Below are 18,326 nucleotides of genomic sequence, written 5' to 3'. Positions count from 1 at the left end.
CAGTGTTATCGCTAACACTAGGCGCTCACCAGGGCAACGAAGCGGATGGAGGTAGGCCGGGATGACCAGTGGCGCCTCGTCCGACCGGCAGGCGAGCCTGACCGATGTGGCCGAGCTGGCCGGGGTCTCGCACATGACCGTCTCCCGGGTCGTCAACGGCACCGGGCCGGTCCGCGCGGAGACCAGGGCCAAGGTGATGGCCGCCATCACCAAGCTGGACTACCGGCCCAACTCGGCGGCCCGCGCGCTGGTCACCGGCCGGACCGGGGTCCTGGGCGTGGTCGCCCTCGACTCCACTCTGTACGGTCCGGCGAGCACGCTGTACGGCATCGAGAACGCCGCCCGCGAGGCCGGTTACTCGGTGACCATCTCCAGTGTCCGGGCGCCGCAGCGTTCGTCCATTTCGGACGCGGTGGAGATCCTGCGCAGGCAGGCGGTCGAGGGCATCGTGGTGATCGCGCCGCACCTGGCCGCCGCCGAAGCGCTTGACGCGGTGCCGAAGGACACGCCGCTGGTGGCCGTCGGCGGGGGAGACGCGGCGCTGCCCGTGGTGTCGGTCGACCAGTACGACGGCGCCCGGCGGGTGACCGAACACCTGCTTGCCCTGGGGCACAAGACCGTCTGGCACGTCGGCGGTCCCGCCGACTGGCTGGAGGCACGGGAACGCGAACGGGCCTGGCGCGACACGCTCAAGCGGTACGACGCCAAGACGCCCAGGGTGGTCCGCGGGGACTGGAGTCCCCGCTCGGGCTACGAGGCGGGCCGGGAACTGGCCGACGCCAAGGAGTTGACCGCGGTGTTCGTGGCCAACGACCAGATGGCGCTCGGGGTGCTGCGGGCCTTCACCGAGGCCGGCATCCGGGTGCCGAACGACGTGCACGTCGCGGGTTTCGACGACGTGCCCGAAGCGGCGTACATGAACCCGCCGCTGACCACGGTCCGCCAGGACTTCATCGAGGTCGGCCGCCGCACGTTCCGGGTTCTGGCCCAGCGCATCTCCGGTGAGCTGGAACACGGGCGGCTGCGCGACCTGGTAGCAGCCGAGCTGATCGTCCGGGAGAGTACCGGCCCGCGGTGACCCCGCCATGGCCTTCCCGCATCTGTAACCAGCACGACTAGATTGTTAGCGTTAACAATGGAGCCGCCAATGTTCACGAAGAAGTGGGCCGCCGCCACGGCAGCTGTTGTTGGAGCGTTGTTGTTGTCCTCATGCGGAACCAGCAGCAGCGGTGGATCGGGCAGCACGAACGGGGGCGCAAGCGGCGGGGGTGCGATCACGCTGGGCTTCGCCCAGGTCGGCGCCGAGAGCGGGTGGCGCACGGCGAACACCAAGTCCATCCAGGAGTCGGCCAAGACCGCCGGGATCGACCTGAAGTTCTCCGACGCGCAGCAGAAGCAGGAGAACCAGATCAAGGCGATCCGCTCCTACATCCAGCAGAAGGTCAAGGTGATCGCGTTCTCGCCGGTCGTCGAGTCCGGCTGGGAGACCGTGCTCAAGGAGGCCAAGACCGCGAACATCCCGGTGATCCTGACCGACCGGGCCATCGACTCGCCGGACAAGACCCTCTACAAGTCCTTCCTCGGCTCGGACTTCGTCAAGGAGGGCCAGAAGGCCGGCCAGTGGCTGACCAAGGAGTTCGCCTCCGCGACCGGCGACGTGAACATCGTCGAGCTGCAGGGCACCACCGGCTCCGCGCCGGCCAACGACCGCAAGAAGGGCTTCGGCGACGTGATCGCGGCCGACCCCAAGTTCAAGGTCGTCGCCTCGCAGACCGGTGACTTCACCCGCGCCAAGGGCAAGGAGGTCATGGAGGCCTTCCTCAAGTCGCAGAGCAAGATCGACGTGCTCTACGCGCACAACGACGACATGGCGCTCGGCGCGATCGAGGCCATCGAGGGCGCGGGCAAGGTGCCCGGCAAGGACATCAAGATCGTCTCGATCGACGCCGTGCACGACGGGATGCAGGCACTGGCCGACGGCAAGATCAACTACATCGTCGAGTGCAACCCGCTGCTCGGCCCGCAGCTGATGGACCTGGTCAAGAAGGTCGCCGCCGGCCAGGAGGTGCCCGCGCGCATCGAGACCGAGGAGACCGAGTTCGACCAGGCCAAGGCCAAGACCGCGCTGCCACAGCGGCAGTACTGACCCTGCTGGGTGATCATGCCTGACGAGATTCTGCGGATGGCGGGGATCCGCAAGGAGTTCCCCGCCGTTCTCGCCCTCGACGATGTGGACTTCCGCCTGTTCCCGGGCGAGGTGCACGCGCTGATGGGCGAGAACGGGGCCGGGAAGTCCACCCTGATCAAGGTCCTCACCGGCGTGCACGGCGTCGACGCCGGTGAGATCACGCTGGGCGGCCAGGCGGTGTCGTTCACCGGCCCGGCGGCCGCCCAGCGGGCCGGGGTGAGCACGGTCTACCAGGAGGTGAACCTCTGCCCGAACCTGTCGGTGGCGGAGAACATCCTGCTGGGCCGCGAACCCCGGCGGTTGGGCCGGATCCACTGGTCCGCCCTGCGCCGCCGCGCCGCCGAGCTGCTCGCCCGGCTGGAGGTGTCGCTGGACGTGGCGGCACCGCTGGGCGAGCAGTCGATCGCGGTGCAGCAGCTGGTGGCCATCGCCCGGGCGCTGGACGTGGACGCCCGGGTGCTGATCCTGGACGAGCCGACCTCCAGCCTGGACCCGGGCGAGGTCGCCCGGCTGCTGGACGTGATGCGGACCCTGCGCGACCAGGGGATGGCGATCCTGTTCGTGTCCCACTTCATCGACCAGGTCTTCGCCATCGCCGACCGGATGACGGTGCTGCGCAACGGCAAGCTGGTCGGGGAGTACACGGACATCACGCCGCGGGAGCTCGTCGGCAAGATGATCGGCAAGGACATCGCGGTCCTCGAGGAGATCCGCGAGGAAGGCGTGCGGTCCGGTTCCGGAGTCCTCGTGCGGGCGACGGATCTGGGCCGCAAGGGCGGCGTCGAGCCGTTCTCGCTGGAGATCCGGCGCGGTTCGGTGCTGGGACTGGCCGGGCTGCTGGGTTCCGGCCGCACCGAGCTGGCCCGGCTGCTGTTCGGCGCGGACCACGCGGACTCCGGCGAGGTCCAGGTCGACGACACCGTGGTGGCGTTGCGGACGCCGCGGGCCGCGGTGGACAAGCAGATCGCGTTCTGCTCGGAGAACCGCAAGTCCGAAGGCCTGGTGGAGGACCTGACCGTCCGGGAGAACATCATCCTGGCGGTGCAGGCCTCCCGGGGCTGGACGAAGCCGTTGTCCAAGCGGCGTCAGGACGAGATCGTCCGGCGCAGCATCGAGATGCTCGACATCCGCCCGGCCGACCCGGAGGCCCGCGTCGGCGACCTCTCCGGCGGCAACCAGCAGAAGGTACTGCTGGCCAGGTGGCTGATCATGGAACCGCGGCTGCTCATCCTGGACGAGCCGACCCGCGGGATCGATGTCGGCGCCAAGGCGGAGATCCAGCGGCTGGTGTCCGAGCTGGCCAACGACGGGATGGCCGTGGTGTTCATCTCGGCGGAGCTGGAAGAGGTGCTCCGGCTGAGCGACCGGGTGGCGGTGCTGCGCGACCGGCACGTGGTGGCGCAGCTGACCAACGAGTCGCTCACCCCGGACGACATCATGGCCACCATCGCGGAGGGGGGACAGCAGTGAAGACCTTGGCCGGGCACCGGCTCTTCTGGCCCACGGCCGCGCTGATCCTGTTGCTGCTGGGCAACTTCATCGCCTCGCCGGCGTTCTTCTCGGTGCAGCTGCGGGAAGGGCACCTCTACGGCAGCCTGATCGACATCCTCCGGTTCGGCGCGCCGCTGATCCTGGTCGCGCTGGGCATGACGCTGGTCATCGCGACCGGCGGGATCGACCTGTCCGTGGGCTCCGTGGTCGCCATCAGCGGCGCCATCGCGTGCCTGTGGGTGAGCAGGCTCGACGACCAGAACGCCATCGGCGGAACCCTGGCGGCGGTGGGGATCGCGGTCGCACTGAGCCTGGTTCTGGGCGCGTGCAACGGGTTCCTGGTCAGCGTGCTGGGCGTGCAGCCGATCGTGGGCACGCTGATCCTGATGGTGGCCGGCCGCGGCCTGGCCCAGCTGATCACCGACGGTCAGATCATCACCATCACCGGTGACGCGTACAAGGCGATCGGCGGCGGGTTCGTGGCCACGGTCCCGTTGTCGATCCTGATCGCGCTGGCGGCGTTCGGCATCTCGGCGCTGGTGGTCCGCAAGTCCGCGCTGGGCATGCTGATCGAGGCCGTCGGCGGCAACCCGGAGGCCAGCCGCCTGGCCGGGGTGGCCTCGCGGCGGCTGATCTGGCTGACGTATGTCTTCTGTGGACTGTGCGCGGGCATCGCCGGGCTGATGATCAGCTCGAACGTGTCCAGCGCGGACGGCAACAACGCGGGCCTGTGGATCGAGCTGGACGCCATCCTCGCGGTGGTCATCGGCGGCACGAGGCTCACTGGTGGCCGGTTCTCCTTCGGTGGCACGGTCATCGGCGCGTTGCTGATCCAGACGCTGTCGACCACCGTCTACACCTTGGGCATCCCGCCCGAGACGACGTTGCTGTTCAAGGCCGTGGTCGTGATGGCCGTGTGCCTGGTGCAGTCGCCGAAGTTCCGGCAACGCTTCCGGCGCCGGCGCTCACGCCCGGCGGTCAAGGCGGTCAAGGACGAGAAGGTGGAGGTGCCGGTATGACCACGCTGACCGTGTCCGGCAGGCGCTACCTGCCGATCCTGGCCACGCTGGCGCTGCTGATCGGCGCGTACGGGTACGGCGCCGCGAGCTACGACAGCTTCGCCGACCCGCAGGTCGTGCTGAACATCCTGATCGACAACGCGTTCCTGCTGGTCGTGGCAGCCGGGATGACGTTCGTGATCCTCAGCGGCGGGATCGACCTGTCGGTCGGGTCGGTCGTCGCGCTGTCCACTTTGGTCTCCGCGAAGCTCCTCGGGCACGGCTGGTCCGCTCCGGCGGTGATCCTGGTCGTGCTGGTGATCGGCGCCGGTCTCGGGCTCGGGATGGGCGCGGTCATCCACTTCTTCGAGCTGCAGCCGTTCGTGGTGACCCTCGCGGGCATGTTCCTGGCGCGCGGACTGTGTTACACGATCAGCACATCGGCCATCTCGATCACGGACCCGTTCTTCACCGACGTGGCCCAGACGCCGATCCTGTTGCCCGGTGGGATGCATGTGTCCATCGGTGTGGTGATCGCTTTGGTCGTGGTCGCCGTGGGCGTGTATGTGTTGCACTACACGCGCTTCGGGCGCACGGTCTACGCGGTCGGCGGCAGTGAGCAGTCGGCCATGCTGATGGGTCTGCCGGTGGCCCGGACCAAGATCATGGTCTACACGGTCAGCGGGTTCTGCTCGGCGCTCGGCGGCTTGCTGCTCGCGTTGTACACGTTGTCCGGCAACCCGTTGCACGCCATCGGCATGGAGCTGGACGCCATCGCCGCGGTCGTCATCGGCGGCACGATCCTCACCGGCGGTTCGGGTTACCTGCTCGGCACCGTGCTCGGCGTGACCGTGCTGGGCATGATCCAGACCCTGATCACGTTCGACGGCACGCTCAGCTCCTGGTGGACCAGGATCGTGATCGGCGCCCTGCTGTTGCTGTTCATCGTCCTGCAGCGGCTCGTCACCCGCCGAACTCGCTGAACCCCGCCAAGCCACGTCCACGCGCGATGAATGTTAGCGCTAACACATCGAGAAGGAGGGCCATGCGTCACCGCAGACCACTGGCGGCTCTGATGACGATCGCCCTGTTGGGCGTGTCGCCGGTGCTCGCGAACGCGGCGGTGCCCGATGCCGCGCACTGGACGTTCGACGAAGGCACCGGCACGCAGGCAGGCGACACGGCCGGAAACCACCCGGCCGCCCTGACCGGCGGCGCGACCTGGGCCCAGGGCGTCCGTGGCGGTGCGATGAGCGTCGACGGCACCTCCGGGTACGCCGACGCGGGCGCCGGTGTCGTGGACACGACGCAGAGCTTCTCGGTGAGCGGCTGGGTGAAGCTGGACAGGACCTCCGGCTACCAGACCGTGGTCAGCGTCGACGGCAACCAGGTCAGCAACTTCTTCCTGCAGTTGCGGGACGACTCCCGCCGGTTCGCCTTCACCCGGCTGTCGGCCGACAGCCCCACGGACGGCGTCTACGCCTCCTCGAACTTCGACCCGGTCGCCGGCCAGTGGTACCAGCTGACCGGCGTGTACGACGCCACCGCGAAGACGCTTTCCTTGTATGTCAACGGGATCAAGCAGCAGACCGTGACCGCGCCGCCGGCCTGGCAGGCGACCGGGCACCTGGTGATCGGCCGCGGCAAGTACGGCGGCAACCCGGTCGACTTCGTCGCCGGCACCATCGACGATGTCCGTGTCTCCCAAGGCGTTCTCACCGCCGCCGACGTCGCCCGGCTCGTCACGGCGGGCCACTGGCGGCTGGACGAAGGCGCCGGGACGACCACCGCCGACGACTCGCCAGACGCCACCACCGCGACCCTGACCGGCGGCGCGACCTGGGCGGACGGTGTCGTTGGCGCACATGGCGTGACCTTCAACGGGACCGACGGCGTGGTCGACGTGCCGAAGCCGGTCATCGACACCGGTCAGGGCTTCACGGTCGCCGCCTGGGTGAGACCCACGGCCGCCACCGGGTTCCGGACCGCGGTGAGCGTGGACGGCGCCAACATCAGCGGGTTCTTCCTGCAGAAGGCCGCGGATGGGCGGTTCGCGTTCACCCGCCGGGCCGGCGACGGCGACACGGCAGGATCCTCGGCGGTGTCGAACGCACCGGCGGTGACCGACCAGTGGCAGCACATCGCCGGGGTCTACGGCAACGGAACGCTTTCCTTGTACGTCAACGGTATCCTGCAGCAGAGCGTGCCGTACACGACGCCGTGGACCGCGGGCGGGCACTTCGTCATCGGCCGGGGCAAGTTCTTCGGCCAGCCGGTGGACTACTTCTCGGGGGGGATCGACGACGTCCGCGCCTACCCGGCGCCGATGAGCGCGGACGCGATCGGCGCCCTGGCCTCCAGCGGGTCGTGGCATTTCGACCAAGGACCCGGTGACTCATCGGCGAACGGTGCCGACGGCGTCGTCCACAATGGAACGTTCGGGCCGGGTGCCGCGGGCAACGCGGTCCAGTTCACCGGGAACGGCGACGTCACCATGGGCCCGTCGCCCGTGTTCGACACCGGCACAGGCTCGTTCTCGGTCACCGCTTGGTTCCGCACGACCACCAACGGCCAGATCGTTTCGCACGGCCAGGGTTACGGCCTCGGGATCGCCAACGGGAAGCTGACCGCACGGCTCGGCGGCACGGTGGCCGTCACGTCCACTGGCGGCGGCCTCGCGGACGGCAACTGGCACCACGCCGCCCTGGTGCTGGACCGGGCCGCGCAACGGCTGAGCCTGTTCGTGGACGGCGACGCCGCTTCGCTGACGTCCACCGGCTGCGGAACCGTGGTCACGCTGGGCCTGGATGTGGCGTCCTGTGCTGCCAGCGGAAACAGCCCGGACCCGTTCGTGGTGGGCGCGGGGGTGACGGGCGCGGTCGACGAGGTCGAGTTCCGGCGGTTCGCCCTGCCGGCCGACCAGATCGCGACCCTGGCGGGCGCCAACCAGCTCGCGGTGGACGCGAACGTGCCGCGTGCCAACACCCGGCCGACCACCTACGGCTCGATCCTCGAGGACATCAGCCACTCCGTCGAAGGCGGCCTGTACGCCGAACTCGTGCGCAACCGGGCGTTCAAGGAGGGCACGTCGAACTGGCAGCTGGTCACCGGCGGCGGCGCCACCGGTTCGTTCGCCGTCGACACGACCACCCCGCTGAACACCGCCCTGGACCGGTCGCTGAAGGTGCACGCCGACCAGGTGCCGCCCGGCGGCCGGGTGGGCGCGGCGAACGCCGGCTTCTTCGGGGTGGCGGCTCGTCCGTCCACAAAGTACACCGGCAGCCTGTTCGTGAAGTCCGCGTCGCCGTCGCCGGCCATCCGGGTGAGCCTGGAGAAGCCGGACGGCACGGTGCTGGCGAGCAAGGACATCAAGGACATCGGCACGGCGTGGGCGCAGAAGACCTTCACGTTCACCACGCCGTCGACGATCGCGGCGTCCACCGACAACCGGGTCGTGGTCTCGCTGGTCAACCCCTGCGCCAAGTGCGCGGCGCTCAGCGGTGACGTCTGGATGACCCAGGTCTCGCTGTTCCCGCCGACGTTCAAGAATCGCCCTAACGGTGTTAGAGAGGATCTCGGGCAGAAGCTGGCGGCGTTGAAGCTGGGCCTGTTCCGGGTCCCGGGCGGCAACTACCTGGAGGGCAACACGCTGGCCACCAGGTTCGCCTGGAAGAACACCATCGGCCCGGTGTCGCAGCGCCCGGGCCACCAGAACACCGCGTGGGGCTACTGGTCCACCGATGGGTTCGGGATTCTGGAGTACCTGCAACTGGCCGAGGACGTCGGTGCCGAGCCGTTGCTGGCGTTGTTCGCCGGGTACACGCTCAACGGCCAGCACGTGGAGCGCGCGGACTACGGGCAGTACGTTCAGGAAGCGCTTGACGAGATCGAGTACGCCATCGGCGGCACATCGACCACGTGGGGCGCGAAACGAGCGGCCGACGGGCATCCGGCGCCGTTCAAGCTGCGGTACGTCGAGGTCGGCAACGAGGACTGGTTCGACGGGTCCGGCAGCTACGCGTGGCGGTTCGCGGACATGGCCAACGCCGTCAAGGCCAAGTACCCGCAGCTGACGGTGATCGCCACGACCGGCGGCTACCAGGGCGGTTCGGCCTCGACGACCCCGACCGGGATCCGGCCGGACGCCGTGGACGACCACTACTACCAGTCGCCGCAATGGTTCGTGGACAACTCGACCCGCTACGACCGGGCCGACCGGGGCGGTCCCGAGGTGCTGGTCGGTGAGTACGGCGCCCAGGACGGCCGGCCAACCGGGACACTCGCGGCGGCCGTCGGCGAGGCGGCGTTCCTGACCGGCCTGGAACGCAACAGCGACATCGTGATCGGCTCGATGTACGCGCCGGTGCTGGTCAACGAGAACCAGCCGAACTGGCCGGTCAACCTGATCGGGTTCGACGCGGCGACCAGCTACGGCTCACCCTCGTACTGGGTGCAGCAGATGTTCGCGAACAACCTGGGCAAGCAGGTGCTGACCGCACGGCTGAACGAGCGCAGCCCGTTGCGCCAAGCGGTCACGATGACGACCAGCGGCGGGCGCAAGACGTTCTACGTCAAGCTGGTCAACCCCACCAGCCAGGTGCAGAACACGCGGCTCGCGCTGACCGGTGTGTCCAGTGTGGACGGAACCGGAACGCTGACCGTGCTGGCCGGGGATCCGGCGGCACGCAACACACTCTCGGCACCGTCTGCAGTGGTGCCGCAGAAGAAGCAGGTGAATGGCTTGGCGGCGACGACAAAGCTGACGTTGCCCGCGAACTCGGTGTCGGTTCTCGTGATCACGGGTCGGTGAGTGATGGAACCTCTTGTTGTCGGTGTCGACTTCGGTACGTTGTCCGGCCGGGCCGTCGTGGTCCGCGTCCGGGACGGCGCCGAGCTCGGCTCCGCGGTCTACGACTACCGCCACGGTGTGCTCGACCGCACCATGCCCGACGGGCGGCCGCTTCCGCCGGACTGGGCGCTGCAGGTGCCGAGCGACTACATCGAGGTCCTGCGCACGGCGGTTCCGGGCGCTATCAGGCAAGCCGGCGTCGACCCGAGCCAGGTCATCGGTGTCGGCACGGACTTCACCGCGTGCACCATGGTTCCCGTTACCGAGGACGGGACGCCGCTGTGTGAGCTCCCGGAGTTCGAGTGCGAGCCGCACGCGTACGTGAAGCTCTGGAAGCACCACGCCGCCCAGCCGCAGGCCGACCGGATCAACGCCCTGGCCCGCGCCCGGTCGGAGAAATGGCTGCCCCGCTACGGCGGTCTGATCTCCTCGGAGTGGGAGTTCGCCAAGGCGCTGGAGCTTCTCGAGGAGGCCCCGCAGGTCTACCGGGAGATGCGGCACTTCGTGGAGGCCGCGGACTGGATCGTCTGGCAGCTCACCGGAACCTATGTCCGCAACGCCTGCACCGCCGGGTACAAGGGGATCTACCAGGACGGCGAGTACCCGTCCCGGGACTTCCTGGCCGAGCTGAACCCCGCCTTCGCCGACTTCGTCGTGGACAAGCTCGCGCATCCGCTGGGGACCCTCGGCGACCGGGCGGGGCGGCTCAGCGCGCAGGCCGCGGTCTGGACCGGTCTGCGCGAGGGGATCTCGGTCGCGGTGGGCAATGTGGACGCCCACGTCACCGCGCCAGCCGCCAACGCCGTGCAGCCCGGGCAGATGGTCGCGATCATGGGAACGTCCACCTGTCACGTCATGAACGGCACCGAACTGCGTGAAGTGCCGGGCATGTGCGGGGTGGTGGACGGCGGCATCGTGGCCGGGCTGTGGGGTTACGAGGCCGGGCAGAGCGGGGTCGGCGACATCTTCGCCTGGTTCGTCGACAACTGTGTTCCCTACCGTGGCAACGATGTCCATGAGCAGCTGACCGAGCTGGCCCGCGACCAACGGCCCGGCGAGCACGGGCTGATCGCGCTGGACTGGCACAACGGCAACCGTTCGGTGCTGGTGGACCACGACCTGTCCGGGGTGATCGTCGGGCAGACCCTGGCGACCAAGCCCGAGGACATGTACCGGGCGTTGCTGGAGGCCACGGCGTTCGGCACGCGCACGATCATCGACACGTTCATCGACGCCGGGGTTCCGGTGCGGGAGCTGGTGATCGCGGGCGGGCTGGTGAAGAACGACCTGCTGATGCAGATCTACGCGGACGTCACCAACCTGCCGTTGTCGATCATCGGCTCGGCCCAGGGACCGGCGCTCGGGTCGGCGATCCACGCGGCGGTCGCGGCCGGGGCCTACCCGGACATCCGCGCGGCAGCGGCGGCCATGGGGTCGGTGGCCAGGGACGTCTACCTGCCGATCGAGGCGAACGTCGAGGTCTACCAGGAGATGTACGAGGAGTACCTGACCCTGCACGACTATTTCGGCCGTGGTGTCAACGATGTCATGCACCGGCTGCGGGCCCGTCGCAACGTCCAGAAGGGACGCAAGTAGATGCCGCTGACCACCGCAGTGCTCGACACGCTCGGCGAGCTGTGCCAGACCGTGGCCGACCTGCACCAGGAGCTGACCCGCAACGACCTGGTGATCTGGACCGCCGGCAACGTGTCCGCGCGCGTGCCCGGCGAGGACCTGATGGTGATCAAGCCGTCCGGAGTGTCCTATGAGGACCTCGCCGCGGACACCATGGTCGTCACGGACCTCTATGGCGACCTGGTGCACGGCAACCTGGCGCCCTCGTCGGACACCGCCGCGCACGCGTACGTCTACCGCAACATGCCGGAGATCGGCGGGGTCGTGCACACCCATTCGACCTACGCCACCGCGTGGGCCGCGCGCGGGGAACCGATCCCGTGTGTGCTCACGATGATCGCCGACGAGTTCGGCGGGGAGATCCCGGTCGGCCCGTTCGCCATGATCGGCGACGACTCGATCGGCCGCGGGATCGTCGAGACCCTGCGCGGCAGCCGGTCGCCCGCTGTGCTGATGCGCAACCACGGGCCGTTCACCGTCGGCCGGGACGCCAGGGCGGCGGTGAAGGCGGCCGTGATGGTCGAGGACGTCGCCCGGACCGTGCACATCGCCCGGCAGCTCGGCAGCCCGTTGCCGTTGCGCCAGGAGGACATCGACCGCCTGCACGACCGCTACCAGAACGTCTACGGCCAGGAGCACTGATGTCTGCACTAGAGACCAAGCCCAGGGTGTGGTTCCTGACCGGGAGCCAGGCCCTCTACGGCCAGGAGACGCTCGACCAGGTCGCCGGCCAGTCGCAGCGGATCCAGCGGATGCTCACCGAGTCCGGCGCGATCTCGGCGGACATCGTCGGCTACCCGGTGCTCACCGAGTCGGCCGACATCCGCCAGGTCATGCTCGCCGCGAACGCCGACCCGGCCTGTGTCGGCGTGATCGCCTGGATGCACACCTTCTCGCCCGCGAAGATGTGGATCACCGGGCTGGACATGCTGCGCAAACCGTTGCTGCACCTGCACACGCAGCTCAACGAGACGCTGCCGTGGCGCACCATCGACATGGACTTCATGAACCTCAACCAGGCCGCGCACGGCGACCGCGAGTTCGGGTACATCCAGACCCGGCTCGGTGTCGCCCGCAAGACCGTGGTGGGCCACGCGAGCGACGCCCGGGTGGTCGAACGCATCGACGGCTGGGCGCGCGCGGCCACCGGCCTGGCGCACCTGAGGTCGTTGCGGCTGGCCAGGTTCGGCGACAACATGCGGGACGTCGCGGTGACCGAGGGCGACAAGGTCGAGGCGGAGCTTCGGTTCGGCGTCTCGGTGAACACCTACGGCGTGAACGACCTGGTCGAACGGGTCGACGCGGTGACCGAGACGGCCATCGACGCGCTGGTCGCCGAATACGCCGACGTCTACGCGCTGGTGGCGGAGCTGCGGGCCGGCGGGGACCGGCACGACTCGCTGAGGTACGCCGCCCGGATCGAGGCCGGGCTGCGCGGGTTCCTCACCGACGGCGGGTTCGGCGCGTTCACCACGAACTTCGAGGACCTCGGCGGCCTGCGCCAGCTGCCGGGCCTGGCCGTGCAGCGGCTGATGGCCGACGGCTACGGCTTCGGCGGCGAGGGGGACTGGAAGACCTCCGCGGTGCTGGCGGCCGTGAAGGCGATGGGCCACGGCACCGGCCGGGGCACGTCGTTCATGGAGGACTACACCTATCACTTCGGGCCGGGCGAGCCGAAGATCCTCGGCGCGCACATGCTCGAGGTGTGCCCGAGCATCGCCGGGCAGCAGCCGTCCTGCGAGATCCACCCGCTGGGCATCGGCGGCCGGGAGGACCCGGTCCGGCTGGTGTTCGACGCCGCCCCCGGTCCCGCGGTGGTGATCGGCCTGGCCGACCTGGGCGACCGGTTCCGGTTCGTGGCCAACGAGATCGAGGTCGTCCCGCCGGACGAGGACCTGGAGCGGCTGCCGGTCGCCCGGGCCGTCTGGAAGCCGAGCCCGTCGCTGTCGACCTCCGCCGAGTCCTGGCTGATCGCGGGCGGACCGCACCACACCGTGCTGACCCAGGCCGTCGGCGCGGAGACCCTGCGGGACTTCACCGACATGGTGAACACCGAGTTGTTGTTGATCGACAAGGAAACCACACCCGCCGCGTTCGTCGACCGGGTGCGCTGGAACCAGGCGTACTACCGCCTGCGAGGAGGTATCTGATGAGAATCGCCGCTACCGCCGGACTTCTGGCGCTCACCCTGACGCTGGCCGCGTGTGGATCGAGCGTCAAGACCGCCGACCAAGCCGCGCAGCCGGGCGCCGCCGCGGGCGGGCTGGTGGGCGTGACCATGCCCACCAAGTCCTCCGAGCGCTGGATCCACGACGGCGACAACATCAAGGCGCAGCTGGAGAAGCTGGGCTACCAGGTGGACCTGCAGTACGCCGAGAACGACATCCCGACGCAGGTCAACCAGATCGAGAACCAGATCACCAAGGGCGCCAAGCTGCTGGTGATCGCCTCGATCGACGGCACCGCGATCACCACCCAGCTGCAGGAGGCCGCGGACAAGAAGATCCCGGTCATCGCCTACGACCGGCTGATCCGCAACAGCCCCAACGTGGACTACTACGCCACGTTCGACAACTTCAAGGTCGGCGTGCAGCAGGCCACCTCGCTGCTGATCGGGCTGAAGGTCAAGAAGGCGGACGGGACGGACGACGCGAGCGTCACCGGGCCGTTCAACATCGAGCTGTTCGCGGGCTCGCCGGACGACAACAACGCCACGTTCTTCTTCAACGGCGCGATGTCCGTGCTCAAGCCGTTCCTGGACAAGGGCGTGATCAAGGTCGCGAGTGGGCAGACCGACTTCAACACCGTGGCCATCCTGCGGTGGGAACCGGCGACCGCACAGCGCCGGATGGAGGACCTGCTGACCAAGACCTACCGCGGTGGCCAGACCGTCCAGGGTGTGCTCTCGCCGTACGACGGCCTGTCGATCGGCATTCTGTCCGCCCTCAAGAGCAACGGCTACGGCACCGGTTCGCAGGCCTACCCGGTGGTGACCGGGCAGGACGCGGAGGTCGCGTCGGTCAAGTCGATCATCGCCGGTGAGCAGTACTCCACCATCTTCAAGGACACCCGCGACCTGGCGAAGTCTACTGTGGACATGGCCGACGCGGTGCTGAAGGGCAACAAGCCGCAGGTCAACAACACCAAGGACTACGACAACGGCAACAAGGTCGTGCCCAGCCAGCTGCTGCAGCCGGTGATCGTGGACAAGACCAACTACCAGAAGGTCCTCATCGACTCCGGCTACTACACCGCGGGCCAGCTCAAATGACCATTCTCCGGATGCGGGACATCACCAAGACGTTCCCGGGCGTGACCGCGCTCGAGGATGTCAACCTGGATGTCCGCCGGGGTGAGATCCACGCGATCTGCGGGGAGAACGGCGCCGGGAAGTCCACCCTGATGAAGGTGCTTTCCGGCGTCCACCCGCACGGCTCGTACTCGGGCACGATCGAGTACGACGGCGAGCCGGTGGAGTTCTCGTCCATCCGGGACAGCGAACGGCTCGGCATCGTGATCATCCACCAGGAGCTGGCGCTCTGCCCGCAGCTGTCCATCGCGGAGAACATCTTCCTGGGCAACGAGATCGCCTCGGGCGGGCTGATCGACTGGAACCGCACCAACCACGAGGCCGGCGCGCTGCTGCGCCGGGTGGGCCTGGCTGAGCACCCGGTCACCCCGGTCAACGACCTCGGCGTGGGCAAGCAGCAGCTGGTCGAGATCGCCAAGGCACTGTCCAAAAAGGTCCGGCTGCTGATCCTGGACGAGCCGACCGCGGCGTTGAACGACAGCGACTCCGAGCACCTGCTCGGGCTGCTGCGCCAGCTGCGCGACCAGGGCGTCACCTGTGTGATCATCTCGCACAAGCTCAACGAGATCATGTCCATCGCGGACTCGATCACGGTGCTGCGCGACGGTCACACGGTGACCTCGTTCCCCGCCGCCGAGGCCACCGAGGACCGGATCATCGCCGCGATGGTGGGCCGGGCGTTGTCCGAACGGTTCCCGCCGCACACCTCCTCGCCGGGCGAGGAGGTGCTGCGGATCACCGGCTGGACCGTGCACAGCCCGACCCAGGCCGGTCGCGTGGTGGTGGACGACGCGAGCCTCTCGTTGCGGCGCGGGGAGATCGTCGGGCTGGCCGGGCTGATGGGCGCCGGGCGGACCGAACTGGCGATGAGCGTGTTCGGCCGCAGCTACGGCAAGGACATCACCGGCCGGATCGTCAAGGACGGCAAGGAGATCCATCTCCGCTCGGTACGTGACGCCATCCAGCACGGCATCGCGTACGTCACCGAGGACCGCAAACGCTACGGCCTCAACCTGATCGAGGACATCAAACGCAACATCTCCGCGGCCGGCCTCGACCAGTTCGCCCGCCGCGGCTGGGTGAACGAGCACGAGGAACACCGGGCGGCCTCGGACTACCGGGTCCGGATGAACATCAAGGCGCCGGATGTGCGCGCGGTCACCGGCAAGCTCAGCGGCGGCAACCAGCAGAAAGTGGTGCTGTCCAAGTGGATCCTCACCGACCCGGACGTGCTGATCCTGGACGAGCCGACCCGCGGCATCGACGTGGGCGCGAAGTACGAGATCTACACGATCATCAACCGGCTCGCCGAGGAGGGCAAGGCGATCCTGGTGATCTCGTCGGAACTGCCCGAGCTGCTCGGGCTCTGCGACCGGATCTACACGCTGTCCCGTGGCCGGATCACCGGTGAAGTGACCCGGGCGGAGGCGACCCAGGAACGACTAATGCAATACATGACAAGGGACTAGACATGACACACCTTGTGTCAGACTCACGTGGCTGCCGACCGCACCCAAGGGGAACGGGACGCGACTTGACCACCGGTACGTGCCGAACTGGATGGTGCCAACCCAACGTGACCAAAAGGGTTAATTCCGGGGAGGCGGAACCGTCATGACAGTGACCAAACAACCCGCGCAGGCGGCCGACACGGCGCCGCCGCAGCTTCGACGGTTCTCGTTCAACCCGCGTGAGGGCGGGATCTACGTCGCCTTCGCGTTGATCGTCGTGCTGTTCACCGTGCTGACCAACGGTGTGCTGCTGGAACCGCAGAACATCTCCAACATCATCGTGCAGAACTCGTACGTTCTGATCCTGGCGATGGGCATGATGCTGATCATCATCGCCGGGCACATCGACCTGTCGGTCGGCTCGGTGGTGGCGGTGTGCGGGGCGTTGTGCGCGGTGCTGACGGTGAACATGGGCATGCCGTGGCTGCCCGCGCTGCTGATCACGCTGGTGGCCGGCGCGGTGATCGGGGCGTGGCAGGGGTATTGGGTCGCGTACTTCGGGATCCCCGCGTTCATCGTGACGCTCGCCGGGATGCTCGCGTTCCGGGCGCTGACCCTGACCGTGCTGGGCAACCAGGGGATCGGGCCGTTCCCGGAGGCGATCCGCACGTTGTCCAACGGTTTCACCGACGGCTATCTGGGCAACATCGGTCTCGGACCGCTCGGCGGCGCGGACCTGGTGAGCCTGCTGGCGGGCGTGGCCGGTGTGGCCGCGATCGTGTTCGTCCAGTGGCGGCAACGCAAAGCGCGGCTCGGGTACCTGCAGCAGGTCGATCCGTTCGGCGTGTTCGTGCTCAAGGTCGGCGGCGCGAGCTTGGTGGTGCTCGCGGTGGTGATCCAGCTGGCGCGGTTCAAGAACCTGCCGTGGGTGCTGGTTCTGCTGACCGTTCTGGTGCTGGGCTACACGCTGATCGCCAACCGGTCGGTGTTCGGCCGGCACATCTACGCGATCGGCGGCAACAAGCAGGCGGCCGAGCTGTCCGGCGTGAAGGTCAAGTCGGTCACGTTCTGGATCTTCGTGAACATGGGCGTGCTGGCCGCGCTGGCCGGGGTGATCTTCGCGGGCCGGCTCAACCAGGCCGGGCCGACCGCGGGTACCGCGTTCGAGCTGGACGCGATCGCCGCCGCGTTCATCGGTGGCGCCGCGGTGCAGGGCGGGGTCGGCAAGGTCGTCGGCGCGGTCACCGGTGGCCTGATCATGGCCGTGATCAACAACGGCATGTCGCTGCTCGGCGCGCCGAGTGAGCGGGTCATGCTGGTGAAGGGACTGGTGCTGCTCGCTGCGGTGGCCTACGACATCTGGACGAAGAAGCGCGCAGTGTCATGACAGCGTCATGATCGCGGTGGGGCGGTGGTGGCACGCACGATGAGATACGTGTCCAGCAACCGGTTCGTCGCCGTGCGGTGGTCGTCGTCCAGCAACGCCAGCAGCACGTTCACCGCGGCGCGCCCGGCCGCCTCGGTGGGCATCGCGACCGTGGTCAGCGGTGGCGCCGAGATGGCCGCGAAGGCCAGGTCGTCGAAGCCGACCAGGCTCACCTCGTCGGGCACCGGCACACCGCGGGCGTTGAGCCGCGCCAGGATCCCGAACGCCACCAGGTCGTTGAACGCGATGATCGCGGTCACCCCGGCCGCGAGGGCCAGGTCCGCGCCCTGCAGGCCGCCCTCGAACCTCGGCGGGAACGGCCCGAACTCGACGACCTGCACGCCGTGTTCCTCGGCCGCCGGATGCAGGCCGGCCCGCCTGGCCGTGTCGGCCCACGCGTCCCTCGGACCGCCGACGAACGCGCATCGCTTGTGCCCCAACGCCGCCAGGTGCTGGATGGCCTGGCGCATGCCGCCCGCGCTGTCCATCACCACGGACGGAACATCGTCGATCTGCCGGTCCAGCAGCACCAGGCTGGTCTGGCGGGCGAGATCGCGCAGCTGGGCGTCGCTCATGCACGGGCTGCACAACACCAATCCGTCGACCTGCTTGCCCATGTCGCGCGCGAGGTTCTCCTCGGTCACCGGGTCGCCGTCGCTGTTGGCGAACAACACGGCCACGTCGTCCTGGCGGGCGCGAGCCTGTACTCCGTTGAGAATGCCGGTGAAGAACGGGTTGCCGAGGTCGGAGACGATGATGCCGATGTGGCCGGTGCGGTGTACCGGTTTGCGCGGGCCACCGGTGGGGTGGTAGCCGAGGTCGTTGGCCGCGCTGAGGACCCGGTTGCGGGTGTCCGGCTTCACCAGGCCGGGGGCGGTGAAGGCGCGGGACACCGTCGAGATGGACACCTTGGCCCGGCGGGCCACGTCGTGGATGGTGACGGTCACGCAGGCTCCCTCGCGCAGGCTTGCACAAACA

Annotated in this window: 13 protein-coding genes; 12 read left to right on the top strand and 1 reads right to left on the bottom strand. The window is 68.6% G+C overall.

Annotated features, from left to right (window positions below):
- The first annotated feature begins 61 nt into the window (after nt 1–61).
- The 12 genes from AB0J95_RS15440 to mmsB all read left to right on the top strand — a co-directional run bounded on the left by AB0J95_RS15440 (nt 62) and on the right by mmsB (nt 17,309).
- Entirely contained in the window at nt 62–1,078 is a 1,017-nt protein-coding gene (locus tag AB0J95_RS15440) for a LacI family DNA-binding transcriptional regulator (RefSeq protein ID WP_364757473.1), read from the top strand.
- A gap of 69 nt (nt 1,079–1,147) precedes the next feature.
- On the top strand, nt 1,148–2,146 hold the full coding sequence (locus tag AB0J95_RS15435) for an ABC transporter substrate-binding protein (protein WP_364757471.1): 999 nt from the start codon (nt 1,148–1,150) through the stop codon (nt 2,144–2,146).
- A 15-nt stretch (nt 2,147–2,161) separates the two neighbouring features.
- Entirely contained in the window at nt 2,162–3,658 is a 1,497-nt protein-coding gene (locus tag AB0J95_RS15430) for a sugar ABC transporter ATP-binding protein (protein ID WP_364757470.1), read from the top strand.
- A 5-nt stretch (nt 3,659–3,663) separates the two neighbouring features.
- A complete protein-coding gene (locus AB0J95_RS15425) occupies nt 3,664–4,698 on the top strand; it encodes an ABC transporter permease (protein ID WP_364757977.1) in 1,035 nt (344 codons plus the stop codon).
- Nucleotides 4,695–5,660 carry a galactofuranose ABC transporter, permease protein YjfF gene (gene yjfF / locus AB0J95_RS15420; RefSeq protein WP_364757468.1) on the top strand — a complete coding sequence of 322 codons (966 nt, stop codon included), beginning with the start codon at nt 4,695–4,697 and terminating at the stop codon, nt 5,658–5,660. Before AB0J95_RS15425 ends, yjfF begins: the two co-directional genes overlap by 4 nt.
- A gap of 62 nt (nt 5,661–5,722) precedes the next feature.
- Nucleotides 5,723–9,487 carry a LamG-like jellyroll fold domain-containing protein gene (locus AB0J95_RS15415; protein ID WP_364757466.1) on the top strand — a complete coding sequence of 1,255 codons (3,765 nt, stop codon included), beginning with the start codon at nt 5,723–5,725 and terminating at the stop codon, nt 9,485–9,487.
- 3 nt (nt 9,488–9,490) lie between these two features.
- The gene (gene araB, locus AB0J95_RS15410) at nt 9,491–11,122 is read left to right on the top strand and encodes a ribulokinase (protein WP_364757464.1); all 1,632 of its coding nucleotides are present in this window, start codon (nt 9,491–9,493) and stop codon (nt 11,120–11,122) included.
- Entirely contained in the window at nt 11,123–11,803 is a 681-nt protein-coding gene (locus AB0J95_RS15405; RefSeq protein ID WP_364757462.1) for an L-ribulose-5-phosphate 4-epimerase, read from the top strand.
- Nucleotides 11,803–13,311 (top strand): L-arabinose isomerase, encoded by a 1,509-nt coding sequence (gene araA / locus AB0J95_RS15400; protein ID WP_364757460.1) that lies wholly within the window; start codon nt 11,803–11,805, stop codon nt 13,309–13,311. Before AB0J95_RS15405 ends, araA begins: the two co-directional genes overlap by 1 nt.
- On the top strand, nt 13,311–14,432 hold the full coding sequence (gene chvE / locus AB0J95_RS15395) for a multiple monosaccharide ABC transporter substrate-binding protein (protein ID WP_364757458.1): 1,122 nt from the start codon (nt 13,311–13,313) through the stop codon (nt 14,430–14,432). Before araA ends, chvE begins: the two co-directional genes overlap by 1 nt.
- Nucleotides 14,429–15,940, top strand: a complete 1,512-nt coding sequence (mmsA, locus tag AB0J95_RS15390) for a multiple monosaccharide ABC transporter ATP-binding protein (protein WP_364757457.1) — start codon at nt 14,429–14,431, stop codon at nt 15,938–15,940. Before chvE ends, mmsA begins: the two co-directional genes overlap by 4 nt.
- 145 nt (nt 15,941–16,085) lie before the next feature.
- Entirely contained in the window at nt 16,086–17,309 is a 1,224-nt protein-coding gene (gene mmsB / locus AB0J95_RS15385; protein WP_364757455.1) for a multiple monosaccharide ABC transporter permease, read from the top strand.
- A gap of 5 nt (nt 17,310–17,314) precedes the next feature.
- Here mmsB and AB0J95_RS15380 read toward each other — a convergent pair whose 3' ends face one another.
- Nucleotides 17,315–18,295 carry a LacI family DNA-binding transcriptional regulator gene (locus AB0J95_RS15380; RefSeq protein WP_364757453.1) on the bottom strand — a complete coding sequence of 327 codons (981 nt, stop codon included), beginning with the start codon at nt 18,293–18,295 and terminating at the stop codon, nt 17,315–17,317.
- Between the last annotated feature and the right edge of the window lie 31 nt (nt 18,296–18,326).

Source organism: Actinocrispum sp. NPDC049592 (assembly GCF_040675465.1).
Classification (GTDB): Bacteria; Actinomycetota; Actinomycetes; order Mycobacteriales; family Pseudonocardiaceae; genus Kibdelosporangium.
Note: the sequence above shows the minus strand (reverse complement) of the source record. Positions and strands in the feature narration are given on the sequence as shown.